The following is a 26,289-nucleotide window of genomic DNA, read 5'->3' as shown; positions in this document are numbered from 1 at the left end:
GAAGTTGCCCCTGATTCTATGAGTGACTTGAAGCGGAAGGTCCGGTCAACGAGCGGTGCGGAATTCGGACCGCTGGAATTTCCACGCAGTATCTACGCAAAGGTCGCATGGCCATTTTAGGTTCATTCCTTCGCCCAGTTCTGTCGCCTGAGCGAGTAAAATCCTCAGGGTCTTCTGGTCTGCGGGTCGGTTTTCGGTGGATGGCTGTGTCGTCGATTGTTCTCGGCATCGGCATGGTGTCCGTTCAAGCCGAGACGTTGACCTCGACCGAGTACCAAGTGAAGGCGGCCTTCATCTACAACTTCTCCAAATTTGTGGAGTGGCCGACGGAAACATTGTCGGGAGATAAGCCCTTTGTCATCGGGGTGCTCGGGCGGGACCCTTTCGATAACGCGTTGGATGAGACCGTGTCCGGAAAGACCGTTCAGGAAAAGAAGATTGCGGTAAAGCGGTTTTCGAAGGTCGAGGACGCACTGACTTGTAATGTTCTATTTATCAGCAACTCGGAGAAAGACAACATGGCCAAGATCATCGAACGTCTCGACCACCTGCCGGTCCTGACCGTCAGCGATATCGGACGGTTCGCGGAACAGGGCGGCATGATTCAATTGATCGTCGATCAGAACCGGGTTCGATTTGCGGTCAACAGGGCCGCAACTGATAAGGCGGGCTTGAAACCGAGTTCTCAACTGTTGAAATTAGCCCAAATCGTAACGAGTCGGTGAGAATGAAGGAGTAATCTTGTTCTCTGCGTTTCGAGATCTTCCCATCCGTCATAAGATGACGCGGATCAGCATGCTGGTCAGCACGTCCGCGCTGCTATTGTCCAGTCTGGGTTTTATCGTGTATGAGCTCGTGACCTATCGGGACACCATGGTCCAAAATCTCTCCTCTCAGGCCGAAATGATCGGCATCAATACCGTTTCCGCATTGCTGTTTAACGATCCGAAGGCCGCGACGGAAACAATGACCGCGCTCCGGGTAAGATCCCGAATTGTGTCCGCTGCGATTTACACCGCCCAGGGCGAATTATTCGCCCGATACGTGCCGAGCGATGGCGTGACGGTTTTTCAACTGCCGGAACGGATAACCGGGCAGGAGGCGAGTCACCGATTCCAGGGTGGGTACCTGTTCGTATTGGAGCCGGTCATATCCGACGGGCAGAAAATCGGCTCGGTCTACATTCAATCCGATCTCCAAGAAATGGAGGATCGGCTGAAGCGTTACGCGGCCATTGTGTCCGGCGTTCTGGCGATTTCCCTCTTGACGGCTTATTGGGTTTCGTCCAGGCTTCAAAGGAGAATCTCGGAACCCATACTTCAACTGGCCCGAACGGCCCGGACCGTTTCCGAAGAAAAAAATTATTCCGTTCGCGCCGTCGCGGACGGTCGGGATGAAGTCGGCCGGTTGGTTGAAACGTTTAATGAAATGCTGGCACAAATCCAGGTGCGGGAAGAGGCATTGCAGAAGGCGCATGATCAATTAGAGCAAAAGGTGGAAGAGCGGACGCGCGAATTGCAGCAGGAGATCATCGAGCGGAAGCGGGGGGAAGAGGAGTTGAGGCGCGCCGAGGCGTTCCTGAACTCCATCATCGAAAACATTCCCAACATGATCTTCGTCAAGGAAGCCAAAGATCTCCGGTTCATGCGGTTTAACAGGGCGGGCGAAGATCTCCTGGGTTTTTCCCGCACCGACCTGATGGGGAAAAACGACTATGATTTTTTCCCGAAAGAACAGGCCGATTTTTTTATCGAGAAGGACCGACAGGTGCTTGAGGGCGGAAAGCTGGTCGATATTCCGGAAGAGCCGATCCAGACCCGTCACCACGGCACGCGAACCCTGCATACCAAGAAGATCCCGGTTTCCGATGCGGCGGGGAAACCGCTCTTTCTATTGGGCATCTCGGAGGATATCACAGAGCGAAAGCTCGCCGAGACCAAGTTCCGGAGATTGTTGGAAGCGGCACCGGATGCGATCGTGATTGTCGATCGCGAAGGCCGGGTTGTCCTGGTGAATAACCGGACCGAAGGTCTGTTCGGGTATAAGAGGGAAGAGTTGCTGGGTCAGTCCATCGAGATACTGGTTCCTGAACGCTTCCGTAAAGCCCATGTCGGTCATCGGGCCGGTTACTATACCGACCCCGGGGTACGGGCCATGGGACTGGAGTTATCCGGATTGCGCAAAGACGGCAGCGAGTTTCCGGTCGAGATCAGCCTCAGTCCTCTGGAAACGGAGGACGGCACGTTGGCGATCAGCGCGATCCGCGACATCACCGAGCGCAAGCGGGCGGAACAAGAGACGATTAAGCTCAATGCGAGGCTTGAAACGGCCAACAAAGAGCTGGAGGCCTTCAGTTACTCCGTCTCGCACGACCTTCGCGCCCCGCTGCGCCACATCGACGGCTTCAGCCAGATCCTGTTGGAGGATTACAACAGTACACTGAATGAGGAAGGGCAGAGGTATCTCCAGCGGGTGAGGGGGGCGAGCCAGCAGATGGCCCAGTTGATCGACGATCTGTTGAATCTGTCCCGCGTCACTCGGGCCGAGATGCGTCGGCAGGTCGTGGACTTGAGCGGGATGGCCGAGTCGGTGGCGGAGGCGTTGCGAAAGACCCAACCGGAGCGAGCGGCCGAGTTTGTGATCCAGAAAGGGTTGAAGGCGGAGGGGGATGAGCGGCTGCTGCGGGTGGCGTTGGATAATCTCCTGGGCAATGCCTGGAAGTACGCGGGGAAACGGCCGCAGGCTCGCATCGAGTTCGGCCAGACGGACCATGACAGCCGTCCGGCGTATTTTGTTCGTGACAACGGGGCGGGTTTTGACATGGCCTACGCCCACAAGCTGTTCGGGGCATTTCAGCGGCTGCATTCGGTGTCGGAATTTCCGGGAACGGGGATCGGGTTGGCGACGGTGCAACGCATTATTCACCGGCACGGGGGGAAGATCTGGGCCGAGGGCGCCGTGGACAAGGGCGCCACGTTTTACTTTACGCTTTAGGCGGACGTATCGATGCAATTCGCTGTGAGTCGGAAAGGAGGAAAGGAATGAAGGAAAAAATCATCGTATTGGTTGAAGACAATCCCAACGACGAGGCCCTCACGCTCCGGGCCCTCAAAAAGAACAACATCGCGAACGAAGTGGTCGTGGCTCGGGACGGTGCCGAAGCGCTTGACCTGTTGCTTGGCCAAGGTTCCCATGCCGGCAAGGACGGCGAGCGGGTCGTTTCCGTGGTTCTGCTCGACCTGAAGCTGCCGAAAGTGGACGGACTGGAAGTTTTGAAAAAGCTTCGCGGGAATCCGAAGACCAAGCTGTTGCCGATTGTCGTTTTGACTTCTTCCAAGGAAGAACAGGACATGCTCCAGAGCTACAGTCGGGGGGCCAACAGTTACATCCGGAAGCCGGTGGATTTTGCCCAGTTCATCGAGGCGGTGCGGCAGTTGGGGCTGTATTGGCTCGTGCTGAACGAAGCGCCGCCGCAGGAAAGGTAAGCAGCCATGACGACCCCTCTTCGTGTCTTGATCATCGAGGATTCGGTGGCCGATTCCGAACTGCTGGTCCGGGAACTGCAGCGCGGCGGTTACGAACCGACGTATGAGCGCGTGGAGACGCCCGAGACCATGACCGCGGCGCTCGACCGGCAGGTGTGGGATATCGTGTTCGGAGATTACTCCATGCCCCACTTCAACGGCGTGGCGGCCTTAAACTTGTTGAGGGAGAGGGGGCTCGATCTGCCCTTCATTTTTGTATCGGGAACCATCGGCGAGGACACGGCGGTGGCCTCGATGAAGGCCGGCGCCAACGACTACGTGATCAAAGGCAACTTGAAGCGCCTGATTCCCGCGGTCGACCGGGAACTGAAGGAGGCCGCGGTGCGGCGCGAGCATCGGCAGGCCGAAGAAACGATCCGGTATCTGGCCTATTATGATCCGCTCACCGGGCTTCCCAATCGGACCTCGCTGCTCGACCGGCTTCATCTTGCAATCACGGAAGGGTCGGCCAGAAAAAATTCCGTCGCCCTTCTTCTAATGGATCTGGACCGATTCAAGGAGGTCAACGACACCCTCGGACATCATCGCGGCGATATCCTGTTGCAACAGGTCGGAGCGCGCCTGCAGGCCGCGTTGAGGCCTTCGGACCTCGTCGCCCGCCTGGGAGGGGATGAGTTTGCGGTGATGCTCCCGCTGGCTTCCTCCCAACACGCGTCCCAGGTGGCGCAAAAAATCCTGGACACGCTGTCGCCGCCCTTTGTGATCGAAGGGCTGCCCGTCGCGGTCGAAGCCGCGATCGGGATCGCGCTCTGTCCCGATCACGGAGCGAATCCAAACAGCCTGATGCAGCGGGCCGACGTGGCGATGTACGCGGCAAAACAGGCCGGCAGCGGGTTCATCATTTACGACACCCAGTACGATCGGCACAGTCCCCGTCGACTGTCCCTCATCGGAGAACTGCGCCAGGCCATCGATCGTGACCAACTCTTCCTGCACTATCAGCCGAAGATCGACCTGAAGACCCGCCGGGTCGTCGGGGTCGAAGCGCTGGTGCGATGGCAGCACCCCGAGCATGGTTTCGTCCCGCCGGATCAGTTCATCGAGCCCGCAGAGCGGACGGGGTTGATCAAGCCGCTGACGTTGTGGATCTTCAACACGGCGCAGCGCGAGCATTTGGCATGGCAGCAGGCCGGGATCAACCTTTCGATGTCGGTGAACTTGTCGGCCCGGAACCTTCACGATCTGCATTTTCCGGATCAGATCGCCGAAATTCTTCACACCACGGGCGGAAATCCGGAGCGGCTGGAACTGGAAATCACTGAAAGCGCGATCATGAACGACCCCGCGCGGGCCTTGGAAGCGATCACCCGCCTCCGGGCCCTGGGCATCCGGTTTGCGATCGACGATTTCGGAATCGGCTACTCCTCGCTGGCCTACCTTAAACGATTGCCGGTGGACGCGATCAAGATCGACAAGTCCTTCGTCATCCACATGATCGAGAATCAGAACGACGCCGTCATTGTTCGCTCCACGATCGACCTGGCCCATAATCTGGGTCATCAGGTGATTGCGGAGGGCGTGGAGAACCAGGAACTGTGGGATCGTCTGGCCGCTTTGGGATGCGATGCCGCACAGGGCTATTATATGTGCAAACCGATCCCGGCCGCTGATTTGACCCGATGGCTGCGGGAGTCGCCGTGGGGGTTACGCCCGACTGCGTCTTGAGCCCGTGGACGGATGGGCTAGGGTCAAGCTTTTTGATGAGCCGGCCAGTTCGTTTCAGTCGCCTGCTCCTTATTCTTACGGAACCGAGGAGTCAAGGGGGGTAGATCATCCGGGGAGGTCGAATGACAAAAGTTATCGTGATCATCAGGGGTGCAATGGCCGTCGCGACGCGGCGGACTGCCGTTGTTCTTTGTTGCGCCGTCGTCCTATTCATCGCGCTCAAGGTTGCCGGGGCCGAGGCGGAGGATGCCGCGAGCGAGCCGAAATCCCCCGCGGACCTTTCAACCATGACGCTTGAAGAATTGGCCAACATCGAGATCACCTCGGTCTCAAAGAGACCGGAGCCCCTGAGCGATGCGGCCGCATCGGTGGACGTGATTACGGGCGAAGACATTCGCCGTTCCGGCGCTTCGAGCATCCCGGAGGCCTTGCGGTTGGCGGACAATTTGGATGTGGCGCAGAAAAATTCCCATGACTGGGGCATCAGCGCGCGCGGATTCAACACCGATCTGGCCAATAAACTACTGGTCTTGATGGATGGGCGGACCGTTTATACGCCGCTCTTCTCCGGGGTTTTTTGGGACCGGCAGAATTATTTGCTTGAAGATATCGATCGCATCGAAGTCATCAGTGGTCCCGGAGGCACGCTTTGGGGAGCCAACGCGGTCAACGGCGTGATCAATATCACCAGCAAGAGCGCCAAAGACACGCAGGGGCTTTACGTGGAAGCCGGCGGGGGGTCGGAGTTGCGGGATTTTACCGGAGTACGTTACGGCGGAACGCTTGCTCCCGATGTGTATTTTCGAGTTTATGGCCAGTATTTCAATCGGGGCGATGAAGTCTTGGCCAACGGGGATAGCGCCTCGGACTCGTGGCGGATGGGGCCGGGCGGGTTCCGGATCGATTCCGAGGCGTCTCCAAACAATAAACTCACCTTGCAAGGTGATTATTACAGCGGCCATGAAGACATCCCGACCGGAGGCGACGCGGGGGTCAGCGGCGGCAATATTCTGGGCCGTTGGTCGCATTCTTTTTCGTATGATTCCGATATGAGCCTGCAATTTTACTACGACAGGACGCACCTGTCCGACCCGATTCCGGCCTTTGTGGTTAATTCAACACCGTTTGCTCCTGCCGGCATCTTGCAGGATGACCTCGATACCTATGACCTCGATTTTCAGCATGGCTTCCGTTTGGGGCCCAACCGCTTCGTGTGGGGTCTCGGCTATCGCTACACCCATGACGTGGTTGGAAACACGCCGGCGTTGGCTTTTTTCCCGCCGATTTTGGATCACAATCTATACAGCGGATTCGCGCAGGATGAGATCGCGCTTTTGGAAAAGCTGTCTCTGACCGTCGGGACGAAGGTCGAACACAACGATTATACCGGATTGGAAGTGGAGCCGAATGTGCGGCTCGCATGGATACCCACTCAGCAACAGACCGTTTGGACCGCGATTTCACGCGCGGTTCGGACCCCATCCCGTCTTGACCGGGACCTATCCGAGCCCGCGCCGCCCAACCTTGTCGTTCTGAAAGGAGGATCGGACTTCGATTCCGAAACGGTGATCGCATATGAACTGGGCTATCGCGCTCGACTGGGTCAAAAAGTTACCGCCTCCATCTCGACGTTTTACAACGATTACGATCAGATAAGAAGCACAAGCCTTACGCCCGTCACGATCCTGCCCTTCTTCTTCCAAAACAATCTCGAAGGCAAGACGTACGGAGGCGAGCTTGGCGCCAATTTCCAGGCGCTCGATGGGTGGCGCTTGCACGGCGGTTACAATCTTCTCAAAGAGCACCTTCGCGTCAAACCGGGCCAGACGGACTTCAATAATGCGCTCAATGAAACGGGCGACCCTGAACACCAGTTCTCACTGCGTTCCTCCATGGATCTGCCGCAAAACGTGGAACTTGACGCCGGCCTGCGCTGGGTGGACACCTTGCACGTCAATAATGCGGGGGTGGCCGAAACCGTGCCGAGCTACTATGAATTGGATGTCCGCATCGGCTGGCGACCGATCAACAACCTCGAACTCTCCGTGGTCGGGCAAAACCTTCTCCACGATCATCATCCGGAATTTGGCGCACCAAGTCCGAGCCGGGAGGAAATCCAGCGCAGCGCTTACGGAAAGATCGCATGGCGGTTTTAGGTCGATTGACCTTCTTACCGCGTAGGGCGGCACGCCTTTGCCCGCGCGTGAAATCGGCGTCCTTATCGCCCTCTGCCAACGGCCGGCGGCGGCGTTAGGAAACAGTCGGGAAAAGCAACCATGAGTAAGTCTCTTCGCGTGTTAATCATCGAAGATTCGGAAGACGACGCGGCGTTGTTGGCGCAAGAACTCCGACACGGCGGATATGATCCGGTCTATCGGCGTGTGGACACCGGGCCGGCCCTGACCGCGGCGCTGGCCGAACAGACGTGGGACATCGTGATCAGCGATTACAGTCTTCCGAAGTTTTCCGGCCCGGCGGCGTTGAAGCGGTTGCAGGAAAGCGGCCTTGACCTGCCGTTCATCCTCGTGTCCGGGGTGATCGGCGAGGACGTGGCGGTGGAAGCCATGAAGGCCGGCGCGCACGACTGCATCATGAAATACAATCTGAAACGATTGATACCGGCGGTGGAGCGGGAACTGCGGGAGGCCGGGGAGCGGCGGAACCGCAAAAAGGCCGAGGAGGAGCTGCGTCGCACGGAACAGTATTACCGTGTCCTGATTGAGAATGCCTCGGACATCACCGCCATGCTGAGCGCAGACCTGACGATCCAATACGTCAGCCCCTCGGCGGAACGGCTTCTGCATTACCGGCGCGGCGAGTTGATCGGCCAATCGGGTCTGCAGTTGGTTCATCCCGATGACGCGCCCCGGGCGCTGGAGGTCCTGGCCGGCGCCGTCAAATCCCCCGGCACGACGTACACCCTCGAGATGCGCTTGCGGTCCAAAGAGAATAGTTGGTTGATCTTCGAGATCCTGGGCAAGTATATCTCGATCGATCCGACGCGGACCGGGATCGTGCTGAACGTGCGGGACGTTACCGAGCGCCGGCGGACCGAGGAGCAGCTCCGGCAAAGCGAGGAGCGCTTCCGCGAGGTGGCCGAAAACATCTACGAGGTTTTCTTTCTGACCGGCCCGATGGGAACGCCCGTGATCTATATCAGTCCGGCGTACGAGGGCGTTTGGGGCCGCACCTGTCAAAGCCTGTATGAACATCCGGAAGCATGGCGGGAGAGCGTGCATCCGGAGGACCGTTCACGTGTCGAGGCCCAATTCGGAAACGATCCTGAGAATTTTAAGATGGAATATCGGATTGTCAGGCCGGACGGCTCCATCCGTTGGATCTGGGCTCGCACTTTTCCGATCCGGGATGAGAAGGGCGTCGTCCATCGCGTGGCCGGCATCGCCGAAGACATTACCCAACGCAAACTGGCCGGCGATGCGCTCAAGGAAAGCGAAGAGCGGCTCCGCATGGCCATCGATACGGCCCGGATGCATACCTGGGACTGGGATGTCCGGACCGACCGTCTGATCCGAAGCGGCCATTATGAAGCAGTGTATGGTCCGGATCTTCCCGATTCGGGCGGCACGCTTACGTCCTTCCTTCAAATGATCCATCCCGAAGACCGCGAAAAATTCAGTCAAGCGGTGGATCGCGCCTTTCTTCAAGGAGGGTCCTTTGACCCGTTTGATTTCCGGTTCATTCAACCCAACGGCGATCTTCGATGGCTTGAGACACAGGGGCGCGCGGTGAAAGACCATACGGGAAAAGTCGTACGATTGATCGGCGTAACGCAAGACGTCACCCAGCGCAAGCGGGCTCAACAGGAATTGGAATTCAGGAACACCATTCTCTTGACCCAGCAGGAGGCATCGCCGGACGCCATCCTGGTGGTGGACGAAGAGGCCAAAATCATATCCTACAATAAGCGGTTTATCGATCTTTGGAACATTCCCGATGCCATGGTCCGGGCGGCTGTGGATGAGCCCGTGCTCCAGTCCGTCGTGCGCGAGATGAAAGACCCCGAAGCGTTTCTCGCCAGGGTCAAGTATCTCTACGGGCACAGGGAAGAAAAAAGCCACGAGGAGCTGATGCTGACGGACGGACGGATCGTCGACCGCTATTCGGCGCCTATGTTTGGCGCGGACGGGCGGTACTTCGGCCGAGTTTGGTATTTTCGGGATATCACGGATCGCAAACGGGAACAGGAGGCGCTGATCCGAAGTGAGGAGCGTTTCCGGCAGATCGCCGAGAGCATCCGCGAGGTTTTCTGGATGACCAACGCCGGGAATGATGAGATGCTGTATGTCAGTCCAGGGTATGAAAAGATCTGGGGCCGCGCCTGCAAGGACCTTTACGAACGTCCGCAAACCTGGCTGGATTCGATCCATCCGGAGGACCGCTATCGCGTCTTGAAAGCCGCGAAGGAAAAACAGGGCCAGGGAACGTATGACGAGGAGTATCGAATCATCCAACCCGACGGTTCCATCCGATGGATCCGCGACCGTGCCTTTCCGGTCCGGGACGCCGCGGGACAGGTTTACCGCATCACGGGAATCGCGGAGGACATCACGGAACGCCGTGAGGCGGAGGCGATGGTTCAGCACGCCGCGAATTATGACACGCTGACCGGGCTTCCGAACCGCACGATGTTCTACAACCGGCTGCTCAACGGAATTCGCACCGACCCGGAACGGGGCCGACGGATGGCCCTTTTGCTGGTGGACCTGGCCCGTTTTAGAGAGATCAACGATACGTTGGGGCATGAACGGGGCGATGAGGTTTTAAGATCTGTGGGCCGGAGGTTGCGGGAGGCGATGTTCGACCGGGACGTCGTGGCGCGTCCGGGCGGGGATGAATTTTCGATTCTGTTGCTGAATCTGGAAAACGCGAACGATATCGACGCGGCGGTCCAAAAGATCCTGAAAGCACTCAATCCCTCCTTCCTGATCGATAATCTTCCCATCCGGATCGAAACCTGCATCGGCATCGCGCTTTATCCCGATCACGGGGAGACGGCCGAGGCCCTTTTTCGACGCGCGGACATTGCGTTGAATCTCTGCAAGCGCACCGGAATTCCCTACGCCGTGTACGATCCGGCCAAAGACAAACACAGTCCGCAGCGCCTCGCTCTGATGGCCGAGCTGCATTACGCCATCGAGCATAACGAACTGCGCCTGTATCACCAGCCTATAATCGACATGAAAACCCGGCACACCGTCGCGGCCGAGGCGCTGGTCCGCTGGAAACACCCGCTTCGGGGCCTCATCCCTCCGGATCAGTTCATCCTACCGGCGGAACAGACCGGCTTGATCCATCCCCTCACGCGGTGGGTCATGGCGGCCGGAATGCGACAGTGCAAGGCCTGGCATGAGGCCGGAATGGAATTGACCGTCTCGGTCAACCTGTCGGCGCGCAACCTGCTGGACCCCAAGCTGCCGGCCCTGGTGGCCGAGCAACTTCAATCGGCCGGGGTGAATCCCGGCTGGATGCGATTCGAGATCACCGAGAGCGCCATCATGGCCGATCCGGTGCACGCCCTGGACGTGCTGACGAAGCTTCATGAGATGGGCATTCGCCTCTCGATCGATGATTTCGGAACCGGCTATTCCTCCCTGTTTTATCTCCAGAAGCTTCCTGTGGATACGATCAAGATCGACAAATCCTTCATCATCAACATGGGTCGGAATCAAAACGATGTGGTCATTGTTCGTTCCACGATCGACCTGGCCCACAGTCTGGGCCTCCGCGCGATCGCGGAGGGCGTGGAGACCCAGGATCTGTGGGACCGGCTGTCGCCCATGGGCTGTGATGCGGCGCAGGGTTATTACATTAGCAAGCCGTTGCCGTCCGAAGAGTTCACGCGGTGGATCCATGAGTCGCCGTGGGGCTTGTCTCCGTCCGCCCTGAGCACCTCCTAAGGCCTTCCTTGATTCTCTGTAAATTCCCGGCCTTGACATCGGCCGGCCTTCGCCGGTAATATAATGAGTGATTGCTCACTCATTATAGGAGCCGACTTCCATGGCCCGGCCCGCGATCGACCGCAAGGATCTCATTCTCAAAGCCGCGATCAAGGTGTTCGCCCGGCGCGGTTTTTCCCGCGCCCGCACGGCCGCCATCGCGCGCGAGGCCCGCGTGGCCGAGGGCACGATCTACAACTACTTCAAGAGCAAAGACGATCTGATCCTTACTATTTTTGAGCGGACCTGTCGCGAACTGATCCAATCCCTGCGAGCGGCGCTCAATCCGATTCAAGATCCGGTTCAAAAATTGGCCTTGGTGTTGGTCAAGGTCCTGGATCTATTCGAGGCCGACCCCATGCTGGCCGAGGTGTTCCTGGTCGAACTCCGCCAGAGCGGGAAATGTTTTTCCACCCAGCCGATGTCCGTGATCCTGGAATTTCTCGACCTCTTGGAGTCGATCCTCAAGGAAGGGATCGCGCGGGGGGTGATCCGAAAGGACATCAACACCAAAATCGCGCGGAGCTTTTTGTTCGGCGCGGTGGAGAACATCGTTCTCGGCTGGCTTTTACGCAAGACCCATCCGGACCTGTTCAAAAAGGAAAAGTCGTACACGCTGGAAGAAGCCAAAGAGACCCTGATCAAATTATTCGGTGCGGGTTTTGTTGTAAAGCAAGCCTAGCGGGGGGAATCGATCACCATGCCCTCGATTGCTCGAAAAAATCTGTTTCACGACCGGACCCGTTTGGCCATCACGCTGATCGGCATCACCTTCTCGGTCGTCCTCATTTTCACCACGATCGGGGTGTATCTCGGTTTCATGCAGGACGCCTCGTTCATCGTGGAGTCGATCCCGGCCGACATTTGGATCACGTCGAAAAATCTTCAGAACTTTAATTTCGCCTGGCCGATTCCGGAGCGCAAAGTGGAACAGGTCAAGGAGGTCAAGGGCGTGGCCGATGTCGAAAAGATGATCCACTCCTGGGGGGTGATGAAGCTGTTCGGCGGCGGGACGGAGCAGGTCGAGATTCTCGGGCTGGATCCCGACGGGCCGCTGGGTTTTCCCTGGCGCCTGGCGGCGGGCCGGCCGACGGACGTCAAGGGCGGGGAGTTCGTGATCGTGGACCAGTCTTCGGTCAAACGGTTGGGCCGGCTCAAAGTGGGGGACGTCCGCGAGATCAACGACTACCGGGTCAAAGTCGTCGGGCTGACGCGGGGACTCAAGTCGATCACGACCGCTCCCTATGTGATTGCCTCCTACGACACGGCGGCGATCTTTAACCCCTACTTCCGCGAGCCCGTCTTCCTCCTGGTCAAAACGGTTCCGGGAGCATCGGTCGAGGAGGTCGCCCAACGCATTCGGGAGCACGTGAAGAACGTGGACGTCTACACGCAGGCCGGGTTGAGCGCCAAGACCCGCTGGTACTGGACGGTCGCCACCGGCATGGGGATGGGATTTCTGCTGACGGCCTTTGTGGGATTTGTCGTCGGGGCGGTGGTGGTCAGCCAGACGATCTACTCCTCCACCATCGAGCACATCCGAGAATTCGGGACGCTCAAGGCGATCGGGGCGACGAACTGGACGATCTATAAAATCATTCTGGAGCAGGCCGCCGTGAATGCCGCCATCGGTTTTATCATCGGTCTGGTGTTGGTGTTGTTTATCAAGAAGGGCTATGATGCGCTGGGGATCGCCATGTTGATTCCCCCGCCGTTGATGGGCGCCGTCTCGGTGCTCACGCTGGCGATGTGCCTTGCGGCCTCGATCGTCTCGATCCGGAAGGTGAAGACGCTGGACCCCGTGATGGTCTTCCGGGCATGAACGAATACATTCTGGAGGCCCGGGGGCTTCGCAAAGTCTATGAAGAAGGGCCGGTGGCCGTGGAGGCGGTGCGCGACGTGTCGCTTCGGGTGAAGCCCGGCGAGAGCGTGGCGATCATGGGCCCGTCCGGGTCCGGCAAGACGACGTTGCTCTCGATGATCGGCTGCATCCTCCGGCCGACCCGGGGCGAGGTGATCATCGAGGGCCGTCCGGTGCGGTGGGAGGAGGACGACCTGACGCGGGTTCGCCTGCGGTCGATCGGGTTCGTGTTCCAAAGCTTCAATCTTTTTTCAGCGCTGACCGCGCTGGAGAACGTCGAGGTGGCCCTGAACCTTCGGGAAGTCCGGGGATCGGAATCGAAGCGGCGGGCCCGGGAAATGATGGAGGCGGTCGGGCTCGGCGACCGGGCGGATTTCCTTCCCCGGGATCTCTCCGGCGGGCAGAAGCAACGCGTCTCGATCGCGCGGGCGCTTGTGAACCGGCCGCCGTTGATCCTGGCGGACGAGCCGACAGGCAACCTCGACTCCAAGACGGGCCATGCCATCATCGAGCTGTTGCGGGACCTCGTGGTGAAGGAAAACCGATCCGTCGTGGTCGTGACGCACGACGCGCGCATGATGGATCTGGTTCATCGGGTCTATCGCTTGGAGGACGGAGTTCTGATATCATGAAGCGCGTGATCGGGTGGGCGGTCTTTATTCTGGCGGCGGGTCTCGTCGTCGCGGGCCTTTGGACGCTTCGCGGCCCGTCCGGTCCGGGTCAAACGGCGAGGGCGACCTACGGCAACATCCTGGATCGCATCGCGTCCCGGGGCCGGGTCGAGGCGAAGACGACCGTCGACCTGGCCGGGAAGGTCGACGGGCGGATCCGGTCCATCGCCGTGAAGGAAGGCGACGAGGTCGCGAAGGACCGGACCGTCATCGTGATGGACGACGCGTACGCCAAGGCCGCCGTCGACCAGGCGCGCGCGGAGTTGAAGGATGCGGAGCTCGATTATTCGCGCAGCCGGCGCCTCCTTCAGTCCAACGCCGCATCCAAGTCCCAGTTTGACAGCGCCGACGCGAAGCGGGATCTGGCCCGCGCCAGTCTCGAAATGGCCGAGGCGCTTTTAAGGGACATGCATATCGCCTCGCCCGTTTCGGGGAAGGTGATCGCGAAATACCGCGAGGCGGGGGAATCGGTCAAGGCCGGCAGCCCCATTCTGACGATCGCGGATACCTCGGCCGTCCGGGTCCGGGCCGAGATCGATGAGGACGACGTCGGACATCTGGCGCTCGGCCAGGAGGCCTCGATTACGGCGGACTCCTATCCCGGCCGTGTTTTCACCGGGAAAGTGATCGAGATCGGAGAGCGCGTCGGCCGGCGGTCGATCAAGCTGGAGGACCCGTCCAAAATCTCCGACACCAAGGTTTTAGAAGCCAAGATTGAGCTTCGGAAGATTGAATCGGGGGGCCCGTGCGGCGAAGAAGGAACAGGGTCCTCCGATGCCCCCCGTGTCCCCGCGCAAGCGCGGGCAAAGCCCGACGCTTGCTTGCCCCCGTTTAAATTGGGCATGACGGTGGACGTGAAAATCGACGTCGTCCGGGCCGACCGCGTCTTAAAAATCCCGCGCCGCGCGATCCGGCAGGATGAAAACGGTTCTTACGTGATGGTTGTGAAGGACGGTCGGGGCCGGCCCGAGATTCGACGGGTGGTTTTGGGCGCGATGGACCGATGGGACGCCGAAGTCCTTCACGGCTTAAAGGAAGGGGAAGAGGTGGTGATTCCATGAAGACCCGCGGGAAGAAGATCCAAGCCGTGACGCCCGGCGGCACGCTCCTACGGTCCGGGTTGATCCTTTTGATTGTTGGGCTGGGACTCCTTCCCGTGGCGCCGCCGGCGCCGGCGCAGTCCCCGGAACCGGAGACGGGCCGGGCGATGGGGCTGGAGGACCTGAAGCGGCTGGCGCTGGAGCGGAATCTCGGGCTGAAGTCCTCGGAGGCCGACGTGTTGGGCGCGAAAGCCGAGGCCCGGGGTCGCTATGCCGATTTTTTCCCGAAACTTTCGGCCGAGGCGAGGTACAGCCGCGTCGGGACCGCCCCGCGAATCCAGCTTCCGGCCGGCAGCTTCAGCACCGCGCCGCTCCTGCCGCCGACGCAGGCCGATGTGCAAACCGGCGTGTTGGCCAACTACGGTTTGCGCCTGACGCTCGAGCAGCCCTTGTTCACCGGCGGTGCGGTGTACTACGCGTATCAGGATGCCCGGCTGGGATCGACACTGGCCGCTTTGCTCCATCAGCAGAACCTTCAGGATCTTCTTCTCCGGGTGGAATTGGCCTATTGGGATATTTTGAAGACGGAGCGGTTGAAGGACGTGGCCGAACAGCAGGTCCGGGATCTGACAGAGCATCTCCGGGTGGTGAAGGCGTCGTACGACGCCGGCAGCGTTCCCTTCAACGAAGTCCTGAAAACGACCGTCAACAAAGCCGAAGCCGAACAGCGGCTTCTCACGGCGAAGAACGACGCCGAGCTGGCCAGGATGACGATGAACAATCTGCTTCGCCAGGACCTCACGACGCCGCTGGCCTTGGCGTCCCGGGAGGATCAGCCGGAATCGGCCGAGTTGATCTCCTACGAGGACGCCGTGAAAATCGCGCGGGAGCTCCGCCCGGAACTCGCGGCCGGGCGGACCCAAATCCGGACGATGGAGATCCGTCGGAAACTGGCCCAAAGCGGTTATTTCCCCAATGTGAGCGCGCTGGCCAACTACGACCGGGATAAAGAGACCCCGAGCATTCTCCCGGAGAACTGGGAAGTTTTGGGCGTTCTGCGCTGGACCTTCTGGGAATGGGGGAAGACCGAGCGGGACGTCGAGCGCGCGCGGCTTCGGCTGCGCCAGAGCGAACTGGATCTCCAGGCGATCGAGGACCGCATCGCCCTGGAGGTCCGCGAGCAGTACCTCGGCGCGGTCGAGGCAAAGGAGAAGATCGGGGTGGCCCGGACGGCGGTCGAGCAGGCGAAGGAGAATTATCGGATCACCGACGAGCGGTTTCAGGCGGGCGTCACGACGAACACCGAAGTGCTCGATGCCGAGAGTCTCCTGATCTCGGCTCAGGCGAACCTGACCAACGCCGTCTATGATTTCCAGTCGGCCAAGGCCCGGCTGGATCGGGCCCTGGGGCGGCAGGTTCTTTCGGGAAGCGGCGAGGGGGAGGGAAAGCGATGACGAGGGTCCGGATCGTCGCGACCGCGGTCGTCGCCGTTGCGGTTCTGGGATGGCTCGCGGCGCTTCGGTATTTCGATCGCCCTTCAAACGGAGATCGGATCGCGGCCAGCGGGACGATCGAGGCGACCGAGGTCGAGATCGCGCCGAAGCTCACCGGCCGGATCGAGCAAATCACGGTGGACGAGGGCGACCGGGTCCAGAAGGACCAACTCCTGGCCGTGATCGAGCGACGCGAGCTGGAGGCCCAGGTTCGGGAGGCCGAGGCCCAACGGGCCGCGGCGCGGTCCAACCTTCAAAATCTGGAGGCCGGTTCGCGCGAGCAGGAGATCAAGAAGGCCGAGGCCGCCTTGGAGGAGGCGCAGGCCAACGTGGAGAAGAGCCGGACCGACTGGGAGCGGCTGGACCGTCTTCACAAGGACAAGGTGGCCTCGGACCAGGAATGGGAGCGCGCCCGAACTTCGTACGATGTGGCGGCGGCCAAGCAGCGGGAGGCCAAGGAGCATCTGGATCTGCAGAAGGCCGGCACGCGGCGGCCGGTGATCGACGCCGCACGCGGGGAGCTCGATCGGACGCAGGCCGCGCTGGAACTGGCCCAGGCGCAGCTGGACCAGACCCGCCTCTCGGCCCCGCGGGCCGCTACCGTATTGCTGAAGAACCGCGAGGTCGGCGAGATCGCGACGGTGGGTTCGCCCGTCGTGACGCTGGGCGATCTGGACCATCTTTGGGTGACTATCTATATCAAGGAAACGGACCTCGGCCGCGTGAAGCTGGGCCAGAACGCCCGCGTCTCGGTCGACAGTTTCCCCGGCAAGTTCTATTCCGGGAAAGTGACCTATATTTCGGACAAGGCGGAGTTCACGCCCAAGACGATCCAGACGAAAGAGGAACGGGTCAAGCTGGTGTTCGAGGTGAAGGTCGCCGTCGGGAATGCAAACGGCGAGCTGAAGCCCGGCATGCCGGCCGACGTGGAACTGTTGCTGGACGGGGGGCGACCGTGAGCGCGCCGTCGCCGGCCATCGCGGCCGACCGCCTGGTCAAACGATTCGGAGTCGTCGCGGCGGTGGACGATGTCAGTTTCCGGATCGGGAAGGGCGAGATTTTCGGTTTCCTCGGGCCTAACGGGGCGGGGAAGTCCACGACGATCCGGATGCTCTGCGGGATTCTCCGGCCGACCTCGGGAGCCGCGACGATCCTGGGCCTCGACGTGAATCGGGAGAACGACCGCATCAAACCGCTCGTCGGCTACATGTCCCAGAGTTTCGGTCTCTATTCCGACCTGACGGCGGAAGAGAATCTCTGGTTTTATTCACGCCTGTATCTCGATGCCGCGACGGCCCGCGAGAAAACGCGGGAGGTGATCGACTCGCTCGGGTTCGAGCCGTACCGCAAAACCCTGGCCTCGCAGCTTTCGGGGGGATGGAGGCAGCGGCTCGCGCTCGGCTGCGCCATCGTCCACGATCCCGAAGTGGTTTTCCTGGACGAACCCACGGCGGGTATCGATCCGGTGTCCCGGCGGACGATGTGGGACTACTTCTACGGCCTGGCCGAAAAGGGGAAGACGCTGTTCGTGACGACGCATTACATGGAGGAGGCCGAGCGTTGCCACCGGATCGGTTTCATCTGGAAGGGCCGGCTCGCCGCGCTCGACAGTCCGTTCAGGATCCGGACCGAATTCCACGCCCATGAAATCGTGACGGTCCGGACCGGACGGCTCAACGAGGCCTTCCGCAGGATCCGGGGGCTTCCCGGCATCCTCGACGTCAATATCTACGGGGAGGATCTCCACGTGGCCGTGCCCCGCGCGGACGAGGCCATCCCGCGCCTGCGGGCCGCCTTGGAGGAGGCGGGGATTTCGGTGGAGCGGCTGGAGCGGATCCAGCCGTCGATCGAGGATGTCTTCGTTTCGTTGTCGAAAACAATGTAGGGGTGATCAGCGGGTCCTGTCCTTCGACAGCCCCATCCGTCCTCACTGCGTTTAACTTTCCGGTGAGGCCCGCCATCCCCACCCGGCGGGGATTTTCCGTTGCGGGCGGATGGGGCGCCCCGTCTCGGCCACCCGCGGATGATCCAACGTTGTTGTGGATAAAAGGCGGATTCGGATGGGTCCTCTTTGGGCGATCATGGTCAAGGAATTTATCGAGATCCGGCGGGATCCCCGGACGCTGGGGCTGGTCGTCCTGATGCCGGTCCTGCTTCTGATCCTGTTCGGGTTTGCGATCAACCTGGACATCAAGCAGATCCGCACCGCGGTCTGCGATCGGGACCGCACGCCCGAGTCACGAGCGCTGGCCGAAGCCTTCTTCAGCTCCGGCTATTTCAAATCGGTCGACGCGGAGGCCCGCCTGCCGGACGGGCAGGCCTGCGGACGAGAGGCGGAGCTGCTGGACCGGGGAAGGGCCAGTGTCTATCTTGAAATCCCGCCCCGCTTCGGGGACCGGGTGCGTTCCGGGTTTCCGGATTCGATCCAGATCCTTCTCGACGGATCGGACAACAACACGGCGAGCGTGGCCGGGGGTTACGTGGAGCAGGTGCTCCGCGGCTATTCCCCGGATCGGCTGCGCGCCGCCGCCCCGCGGGCGGCGATCGGGGTCGAGAGCCGTGTCTGGTTCAATCCGGACCTGAACAGCACCATCTTCATCACGCCCGGAATCGTCGGCTTGCTGATCATGATCATCGGCGTCGCTCTCCCGGCCATGGCCGTGGTGCGGGAGCGCGAGCTGGGCAACCTCGAGGTGCTCCTGTTAAGCCCGGCCCGGCCGTGGGAGGTGATCCTGGGCAAGATGCTCCCGTACGGGATCATCAGCCTCGTCGTGATCGTCCTAACCGTGCTGACCGGCGTGGTGGTGTTTCATGTCCCCTTTCGCGGAAGCGCGATCCAGCTGTTCGGACAGACGTTGGTTTTTCTTCCGGCGACGCTGGGAATGGGGCTCCTGATTTCCACGATCGCCAGGACGCGGGCCGTGGCCTTTTTCATCAGCCTGATCAGCACGCTCCTTCCGACCTTCATCCTCTCCGGTTTCATTTTCCCGGTCGAAAGCATGCCGTGGCAGCTTCAAGGCGTGAGCTTCCTGATTCCGTCGACCCATTTTCTGATCATCCTGCGCGCGATCCTGTTGAAGGGGGTCGGGGCGGAAGCGGTTTGGCCGCACACGCTGATCCTTCTGGGTTTCGGCCTGGCGGTGATCACGATCAGCATCCGGCGATTCGCCGCGCGGGAAGAGGCCTGAAAGGGTGCGGTGTTTCGGACCGATCATGACGTGAGGCCGACGTGATCCAGCGCATTCTGACCATGGCCTGGAAAGAGGCCAAACAACTCCAACGGGACCCCCGGCTGTTCCCGATCCTGTTCATCGCGCCGGTGCTCCAGCTGATCCTTCTCGGATACGGGGCGACCTTCGATATCAAGAACCTCACGATCGCGGTCTGGGACCAGAGCCGCACGGCCGAAAGCCGGGCCTACATCCGCGCGTTCACGCCGACCGAGTACTTCGTCGTCAGGGACTACGTGAACAACTACCGCGAGGCGGTCGACCGGATCGACCGAGGCCGGGCCGTCGTCGTCCTCGTCCTTCCGCCGGACTTCGGCCGGCGCATCCGGGGGGGAAGGCCCGTCGCGGTCCAGGCGATCGTGGACGGCAGCAACTCGAACACCGCGCTCATCGGCCTCGACTACGTCAACCGGATCACGGAAGCTTTTTCCTCCAATATTCAGCTGACCCGTGTCTATGCAAGCGATGGGACGGCTCTGTCGTCGGAGGGCGACCTGCCTGCCGGCGGGCAGGCGCGAGCCCCTATCATAAACGGCCGCCTGCGCGTCTGGTACAACCCGGACCTGCTGAGCAAGAATTATATGATCCCGGGCGTCATCGCGCTGCTTTTGGTCGTGATCACGAGCATGATGACCGCGCTGGGCATCGTGAAGGAAAAGGAGATCGGGACGCTCGATCAGTTGATCATCACGCCGCTCCGCCGGTCGGAATTGATGATCGGAAAGCTGCTGCCGTTCGTGGTGATCGGGTTCATCGACATCGGCATCGTTCTGCTGTTCGGGATCTTCTGGTTCGACGTCCCGGTCCGGGGGAGCATCCCGCTCCTGTTCGCGTTGGCGGCGGTCTATATCCTGACGACGCTGGGGCTGGGGCTGTTCGTCTCGACGATCTCCAAGACGCAGAACCAGGCCCAGCTGACCGTCTTCTTCATCATGCTGCCGTTGATGATCCTCTCCGGCTTCGCCTTCCCGATCGCCAACATGCCGGTCTTCTTCCAGGACCTGTCGTACCTCTCTCCCGTGCGGTATTTCCTCGTCATTATTCGTGGCATCTTCCTGAAGGGGGCCGGGATCGACACGCTCTGGCCGCAGGTCGTCCCGCTGGCCGTCCTCGCCGTCGCGATCTTCGCGCTGAGCGTGCTGCGCTTCCGCAGGACGCTGGGATAGCCCGCCTTGTCGCGGCCGACTGAAATGACCGGGAGAAACTTTTAATGGAACAGGGATTGACGGGCGCGCAGGCCGAGGAACGACTGCGACAGGTCGGTCCGAATGAAGTGGCGGAGGCCCGTCGTCATCCGGGGCTCGCATTCTTGAGCAAGTTCTGGGCGCCGGTGCCGTGGATGCTGGAAGCCGCCATCGCGCTGCAGCTCTTTCTGGACAAGTTCGATGAAGCCGTCATCATCGCGCTCCTGCTGGTCTTCAACGCCGCCGTCAGTTTCATTCACGAAAACCGCGCCAATCAGGCGCTGGCCCTGCTGCGTCGCCGCCTCACCGTCCGGGCGCGGGTGCGGCGCGACGGCCGTTGGCAGCAGATCCCCGCACGGGAACTGGTGCCGGAGGACGTGGTGCATCTGCGGCTGGGCGATTTGGTGCCGGCGGATATCCGCTTGTTTGACGGCGCGCTGCTGCTCGATCAATCGGCGCTGACCGGGGAGTCGCTCCCGGTCGAAGCCGGTCCCGGCGCCGCGGCTTACGCCGGCGCGGTGATCAAGCGGGGGGAGGCGAACGGCGAGGTGACCGCCACCGGGCCGCGAACCTATTTCGGAAAGACCGCCGAGCTCGTTCGCACCGCAAAAGCCGTCAGCCATCTCGAAAACCTGATCTTCACCATTGTCAAATACCTGATCGTTCTGGACGCGGTCTTGGTGAGTGCGCTGCTGGTCTATTCGGTGGCGACGGGGATGCCCCTGTCGGATGTCCTCCCCTTTGCCTTGATCCTCCTGATCGCCTCGGTTCCGGCGGCCCTGCCCGCCACGTTTTCACTGGCCACCGCCTTGGGCGCGCAGGAGTTGGCGGCGCGCGGCGTGCTGGTGACGCGGCTTTCCGCCATCGAGGAGGCCGCCGCGATGGAGATCCTGTGCAGCGACAAGACCGGGACCCTGACCCAAAACCGGCTGCGTCCCGCGGCGCTGCGCCCCTATCCGCCCCAGACCGAGGAGGAACTCCTGCGCCTGGCTGCGATGGCCAGCGATGACGCGGGCCAGGACCCGATCGATCTCGCGATCCTGGGCGCCGCACGGGAGCGCGGTCTGCTTGCTTCTGCGGGACGACGCTTGGAGTTTCTCCCCTTTAATCCGGAAACCCGGCGGACCGAGGCCGTCTTTGAACGGGACGGACAAAGGCTGCGGGTGCTCAAGGGGGCGCCGCGCGCGGTCGCCGCGCAGGTTCAAAACCCGCCTGACATTGACACGGAGGTGGAGCGTCTGGCGGCGGAAGGCTATCGTGTTCTGGCCGTGGCCGTGGGCACGGATGGGGCCCTCCGCTTGGCGGGGCTGGTGTCGTTGGAAGACCCTCTGCGCGAGGATTCCGCGTCGGTGGTCCAAGGCCTGCGGGAGTTGGGGGTGCGGGTTCTGATGGTGACGGGCGACAATCTAATCACCGCCCGCGGGGTGGCTGCGCGGGTCGGAATCGGCGATCGCATCTGCCCGGCGGAAGCGCTGCGCGGGGAGGACGGCGCGCCGGTTCTGGATTGCGATGGGTTCGCGCGCGTCTTTCCGGAAGACAAATTCCGCCTGGTGCGGGCCTTGCAGCAGGCCGGCCGTGTGACGGGCATGACCGGCGATGGGGTCAACGACGCGCCCGCGCTCAAGCAGGCCGAGGTGGGCGTTGCCGTCTCGGAGGCTACCGATGTGGCCAAGTCGGCCGCCAGTCTGGTGCTCACCCGATCCGGGCTTTCCGATCTGCTCGCCGCGGTGGAAACCAGCCGGCGCATCTACCAACGCATGCTGACCTATACACTGAACAAGATCGTCAAGACGATGGAACTCGCGATTTTCCTGAGTCTGGGCGTGATGCTCACCGGCGTCCTGGTGATTACGCCGTTGCTCATGGTGCTGCTGCTCTTTACCAACGACTTCGTGACCATGGCGATCGCCGGCGACCGTGTGTCCTTTTCCCACACGCCGGACCGCTGGGACATTCCCACCTTGATGCTCACGGCCGGAGCGCTGGCCGTGCCGGTTCTGATCCTTTCTTTTGCCGTGTTCTTCGCCGCGCGTCATTGGCTGCATCTGCCCTTGCCGCAACTGCAAACCCTGATCTTCGTCATGCTGGTGCTGACCGGCCAAGGCATGGTGTATCTGGTGCGCGAGCGCCGTCATTTCTGGCATTCGATGCCCGGATCCTGGCTGCTGCTGAGCACTTTTCTCGATGGGGTTCTTGTCGGTGTTCTGGCCACTCAAGGCATTCTAATGGCCGCGATCCCGCCTGCATTGGCTGCAGGCCTGCTGGCGCTGGTGATCGGTTGTTTGATCGCGGTGGATTTTCTCAAGGTGCGCATCTTCCGATACTTCAAGATGCGCTGAGGAGCTCTCTCGGAGTCAAGCCCATCGCAGACCTTCCAACGTTCCGCCTGCGTGATAAGAGAGGCCTGCACGGACGAAGCCGTCGGGCGAAAAATTTCCTCCCCGCGCGAAGGAAAACACAGCAGGCCGGTGGATGCAACGATCCCGGCACAGGGTGGATGGGGTCATTTCCCCAAGAATTGAGTCAGGGATTCCGATAGAGAGAGGCGTTTGGCCCAGCGTTGAAGATAGGTCCTGTCCAAAGAAGTTTTTTGCATTTGGATGATGTTCTCCACATCCACCCTGTCCTGACCGCGGCCGCTTAAAAGTTTAAGAAGGATAACATCCTCAGGCGAGGCCACCTTGATTTCTTGTTCTTCCCATTTGAGGACAACGGCCCTCTTTAACGATTCACGCTTGTACTCGTCATCCGCAAGGATAAAATCCAGCATGAGAAGCTGGGACTCCGTGCCTTTAAGGAACATCCTAAGCAGCTTCACCTTTTTAAATTCCATGGGTTTGGGATCGAAAACGACGAGCCCCGCCTCGGCGGCGGATTTGATGAAAGAGGGCAGCGTTTCTTCATTAAGGCCGATGACGAAATCCAGATCCACCGTCGCCCGCGGAGCAGTCCAGATGCTGACGGCGATGCCGCCGACGATCATGTAGGGGATCCGATTGCTTTCAAGGAAATGGCAGATATGAAGTAGCTGTTGATAGAAGTTCTCGGGGGCGGGCGAAGTCATTCTTCCGAGAGTCGGATGCGCCGGAAGGTATTAAGCCGTTCGACCACCTTCAGACGCAGTTCTTTTTCCGACAGATCCGGAAAGTCTTTTTTAAGGGACGCCTCAAGCAGTTCTAAAGAAAGAGCCGTTGCCTCCGCCCATTTTTTGAGACGGTTTTGAACGTCCAAACCGGTGAGGTTGGCCTTCATACGGTTTATTGTAGTGAAGAAAGAAATCGTTGTCAAACGGCTCCCTTATTTCCCGGGTTCCCGCCGTTTGAAGAAGGGCTCCAGGAGATCGATCGGGACCGGGAAGATCGTGGTGGAGTTCTTGTCGCCGGCGATCTCGGTCAGGGTCTGCAGATAACGCAGCTGGATCGCGGCGGGGTTCAGGCTAAGGACCGTCGCGGCCTCGGCCAGTTTCTGCGCGGCCTGGAACTCTCCCTCGGCATGGATCACCTTGGCGCGACGCGTCCGTTCAGCCGAGGCCTGCTGCGCGATCGCCCGGATCATGTCCTGCGGGAGGTCCAGGTTCTTCACCTCGACCGCCGAGACCTTGATCCCCCACGGCTCGGTCTGCTGGTCGATGATCTGCTGAAGCTTCGCGTTGATCTCCTCCCGCTTGGCCAGCAGATCGTCCAGCTGGCTCTGGCCGAGAACGCTGCGGAGCGTGGTCTGCGCGATCTGCGACGTCGCGTAGAGATAATCCTCGACCTGGATGATCGCCTTCTGGGAGTCGATCACCCGGAAATAGATGATGGCGTTGACCTTCACCGAGACGTTGTCCCGCGTGATCACATCCTGGGGCGGGACGTCCATCACGATCGTCCGGAGGCTCACCTTGGCGATGCTCTGGACGCCGGGAATGACGATGATCAGGCCCGGGCCCTTCACCTTTTGGAAGCGGCCCAGGAAGAAGATCACGCCGCGCTCGTATTCCTTGAGGATCTTGATGGAGATGAACAGGAACAGAAAAATGACGATGATCAGGCCCGGCAGACTGAACAGTAGCTCTCTCATGATGTACCCCCGCTTGGTTTTTGTGACCGTTTGATGCGCAACGTCAATCCGTCGATGCCGGTCACCTCGACCGCTTCGCCTTCCCGAATCGCCTCGGAGCTGACCGCTTCCCAAATCTCCCCCCGGATGAGGATCTGGCCTCGGGGATGGACCTCGGTGCGGGCGGTCCCCGAAGCGCCGATGAAGCCCTCGATGCCGGCGACCGATTTTTGATGACGGGTCTTCCAGGCCATTCCGACCACCAGCGCGAAGAACCCGGCCGTCGCGGCCGCCGTCGGAAGAATCACCCAGAGAGAGACCTGCATCGAAGGCAGGTCGGTTTTCACCAGCATCAGCGATCCGAGGACCAACGCGATGACCCCTCCGACCGTCAACAGTCCGTAGCTCGGCACCTTGATTTCGGCGATGAACATGACGATCGCGGCGAGGATCAAAAGCAGTCCGGCGTAATTGATCGGCAGCGTTTGAAAGGAATAAAAAGCCAGGATGATGCAGATCGCGCCGACGACGCCGGGGAGGATCGCGCCGGGGCTGTACAGCTCGAAGATCAGGCCGTAGATGCCCAGGAGCATCAGGATGTAGGCGATGTTGGGATCGCTGAGCGCGTTTAAGATCTTGAGCCGGCCGCTCATGTCGACCCTTTCCACCGCGGCCGACTTCGTTTGGAGGGTGCGCCGGCCCGAGGCCGTATCGACCGTTCGGCCGTCCACGGCCGAAAGCAGCGCGGGAAGGTCTGGCGCGACCAGATCGATGATCTTGAGCTTCAAGGCCTCGGTCTCGGTGGCCGAGACGCTCTCGCGCACCGCGTCCTCGGCCCACCGGGCGTTGCGGCCGTGTTTCTCGGCGATCGATTTGATATAGGCGGCCGCGTCGTTTTCGACCTTCTTTTTCATCTCCTTGTCCATCTCGCCGCCCGTCATCGAGACGGGGTGGGCCGCGCCGATGTTCGTCCCCGGGGCCATGGCCGCGATCGGGGCCGCCAGCGTGATGAAAACCCCGGCGGAGGCCGCCCGGGCGCCGGTGGGCGAGACGTATACAATGACCGGCACCTCCGAGGCGCCCATGGCCTTGACGATCATGCGCATGGACGTGTCGAGTCCCCCCGGGGTGTCCAGTTGGATCACGAGCGCTTCCCGATGATTTTTTTCGGCGTCGTCGATGAGCCGGGTCAGGTACTCGGCCGCGACCGGATTGATGATGCCGTCGTATACGGCCACCGTCACCGTGGCCGGGTCGGGCGCGTCCTTGGAATCGGCGGCCGCGGGACGGGTCTGGAAGGATAAATCGGCGCCGGACAGGATCCACGAAATCAGAGCGGCCGGAACAACAATCGCCGGCGCGAGAACAACCGATCGGACCCATCGGGACGGGGGCATCGCTCACCCTTGATGAAGTGAACAAACATCATATTCTTTTTCGACGCGGGGTGTCAAGGAAGCGTGGGGACGGCGCCCGCCGGGCGGGTTCACGGATAGGCGTCGAAGTCCTTCGTGCAGTTCGGGTTGTCCATCTCAACGGAAAGCACGTCCCGCGGATGCCGCTCGAAGAGATAGGCGCATCCGCGATCGGCGTCCGGTTCGG

At 60.8% G+C, this 26,289-nt stretch carries 20 protein-coding genes; 16 read left to right on the top strand and 4 right to left on the bottom strand.

Annotated elements, in window-relative coordinates; all coding sequences use genetic code 11:
- Positions 1-206: 206 nt before the first annotated feature.
- From VLY20_11085 to VLY20_11010, 16 genes are all read left to right on the top strand, one after another.
- Positions 207-725, top strand: a complete 519-nt coding sequence (locus VLY20_11085; GenBank protein ID HUK57192.1) for a YfiR family protein — start codon at positions 207-209, stop codon at positions 723-725.
- Positions 726-741: 16 nt separating this feature from the next.
- The gene (locus VLY20_11080) at positions 742-2,994 is read left to right on the top strand and encodes a PAS domain S-box protein (protein ID HUK57191.1); all 2,253 of its coding nucleotides are present in this window, start codon (positions 742-744) and stop codon (positions 2,992-2,994) included.
- Between the two features lie 47 nt (positions 2,995-3,041).
- The gene (locus VLY20_11075) at positions 3,042-3,485 is read left to right on the top strand and encodes a response regulator (GenBank protein ID HUK57190.1); all 444 of its coding nucleotides are present in this window, start codon (positions 3,042-3,044) and stop codon (positions 3,483-3,485) included.
- 6 nt (positions 3,486-3,491) lie between these two features.
- Complete coding sequence (locus VLY20_11070) at positions 3,492-5,210, top strand: EAL domain-containing protein (GenBank protein ID HUK57189.1); 1,719 nt, start codon at positions 3,492-3,494, stop codon at positions 5,208-5,210.
- Between the two features lie 122 nt (positions 5,211-5,332).
- Complete coding sequence (locus VLY20_11065) at positions 5,333-7,366, top strand: TonB-dependent receptor (protein HUK57188.1); 2,034 nt, start codon at positions 5,333-5,335, stop codon at positions 7,364-7,366.
- 120 nt (positions 7,367-7,486) lie between these two features.
- Positions 7,487-11,128, top strand: a complete 3,642-nt coding sequence (locus VLY20_11060) for a PAS domain-containing protein (protein ID HUK57187.1) — start codon at positions 7,487-7,489, stop codon at positions 11,126-11,128.
- 100 nt (positions 11,129-11,228) lie between these two features.
- Positions 11,229-11,849, top strand: a complete 621-nt coding sequence (locus tag VLY20_11055; protein HUK57186.1) for a TetR/AcrR family transcriptional regulator — start codon at positions 11,229-11,231, stop codon at positions 11,847-11,849.
- An 18-nt stretch (positions 11,850-11,867) separates the two neighbouring features.
- Positions 11,868-12,989, top strand: a complete 1,122-nt coding sequence (locus tag VLY20_11050; GenBank protein ID HUK57185.1) for an ABC transporter permease — start codon at positions 11,868-11,870, stop codon at positions 12,987-12,989.
- On the top strand, positions 12,986-13,660 hold the full coding sequence (locus VLY20_11045) for an ABC transporter ATP-binding protein (protein ID HUK57184.1): 675 nt from the start codon (positions 12,986-12,988) through the stop codon (positions 13,658-13,660). Before VLY20_11050 ends, VLY20_11045 begins: the two co-directional genes overlap by 4 nt.
- Positions 13,657-14,760, top strand: a complete 1,104-nt coding sequence (locus VLY20_11040) for an efflux RND transporter periplasmic adaptor subunit (GenBank protein HUK57183.1) — start codon at positions 13,657-13,659, stop codon at positions 14,758-14,760. Before VLY20_11045 ends, VLY20_11040 begins: the two co-directional genes overlap by 4 nt.
- Complete coding sequence (locus VLY20_11035) at positions 14,757-16,193, top strand: TolC family protein (protein ID HUK57182.1); 1,437 nt, start codon at positions 14,757-14,759, stop codon at positions 16,191-16,193. The genes VLY20_11040 and VLY20_11035 overlap by 4 nt, the downstream gene beginning before the upstream one ends.
- Positions 16,190-17,191, top strand: coding sequence for an efflux RND transporter periplasmic adaptor subunit (locus VLY20_11030; GenBank protein HUK57181.1), 1,002 nt, complete (start codon positions 16,190-16,192; stop codon positions 17,189-17,191). The genes VLY20_11035 and VLY20_11030 overlap by 4 nt, the downstream gene beginning before the upstream one ends.
- Entirely contained in the window at positions 17,188-18,117 is a 930-nt protein-coding gene (locus VLY20_11025) for an ABC transporter ATP-binding protein (protein ID HUK57180.1), read from the top strand. Before VLY20_11030 ends, VLY20_11025 begins: the two co-directional genes overlap by 4 nt.
- Positions 18,118-18,292: 175 nt before the next feature.
- A complete protein-coding gene (locus VLY20_11020) occupies positions 18,293-19,420 on the top strand; it encodes an ABC transporter permease (protein ID HUK57179.1) in 1,128 nt (375 codons plus the stop codon).
- A gap of 41 nt (positions 19,421-19,461) precedes the next feature.
- Positions 19,462-20,628: an ABC transporter permease gene (locus VLY20_11015; GenBank protein ID HUK57178.1), complete on the top strand. Its 1,167-nt coding sequence runs from the start codon at positions 19,462-19,464 to the stop codon at positions 20,626-20,628.
- A 44-nt stretch (positions 20,629-20,672) separates the two neighbouring features.
- Complete coding sequence (locus tag VLY20_11010; protein ID HUK57177.1) at positions 20,673-22,985, top strand: plasma-membrane proton-efflux P-type ATPase; 2,313 nt, start codon at positions 20,673-20,675, stop codon at positions 22,983-22,985.
- Between the two features lie 164 nt (positions 22,986-23,149).
- On the opposite strand, the gene VLY20_11005 is transcribed toward VLY20_11010, so the two are convergent.
- Genes VLY20_11005 through VLY20_10990 form a run of 4 tightly spaced genes read right to left on the bottom strand, consistent with a single transcriptional unit; the run spans position 23,150 to position 26,084 of the window.
- Positions 23,150-23,710: a nucleotidyl transferase AbiEii/AbiGii toxin family protein gene (locus VLY20_11005; protein HUK57176.1), complete on the bottom strand. Its 561-nt coding sequence runs from the start codon at positions 23,708-23,710 to the stop codon at positions 23,150-23,152.
- Entirely contained in the window at positions 23,707-23,898 is a 192-nt protein-coding gene (locus VLY20_11000; protein HUK57175.1) for a hypothetical protein, read from the bottom strand. The genes VLY20_11005 and VLY20_11000 overlap by 4 nt, the downstream gene beginning before the upstream one ends.
- 45 nt (positions 23,899-23,943) lie before the next feature.
- Complete coding sequence (locus VLY20_10995) at positions 23,944-24,708, bottom strand: slipin family protein (GenBank protein HUK57174.1); 765 nt, start codon at positions 24,706-24,708, stop codon at positions 23,944-23,946.
- Entirely contained in the window at positions 24,705-26,084 is a 1,380-nt protein-coding gene (locus VLY20_10990) for a nodulation protein NfeD (protein ID HUK57173.1), read from the bottom strand. The genes VLY20_10995 and VLY20_10990 overlap by 4 nt, the downstream gene beginning before the upstream one ends.
- Between the last annotated feature and the right edge of the window lie 205 nt (positions 26,085-26,289).

Source organism: Nitrospiria bacterium (assembly GCA_035517655.1).
Classification (GTDB): domain Bacteria; phylum Nitrospirota; class Nitrospiria; order JACQBZ01; family JACQBZ01; genus JACQBZ01.
Note: the sequence above shows the minus strand (reverse complement) of the source record. Positions and strands in the feature narration are given on the sequence as shown.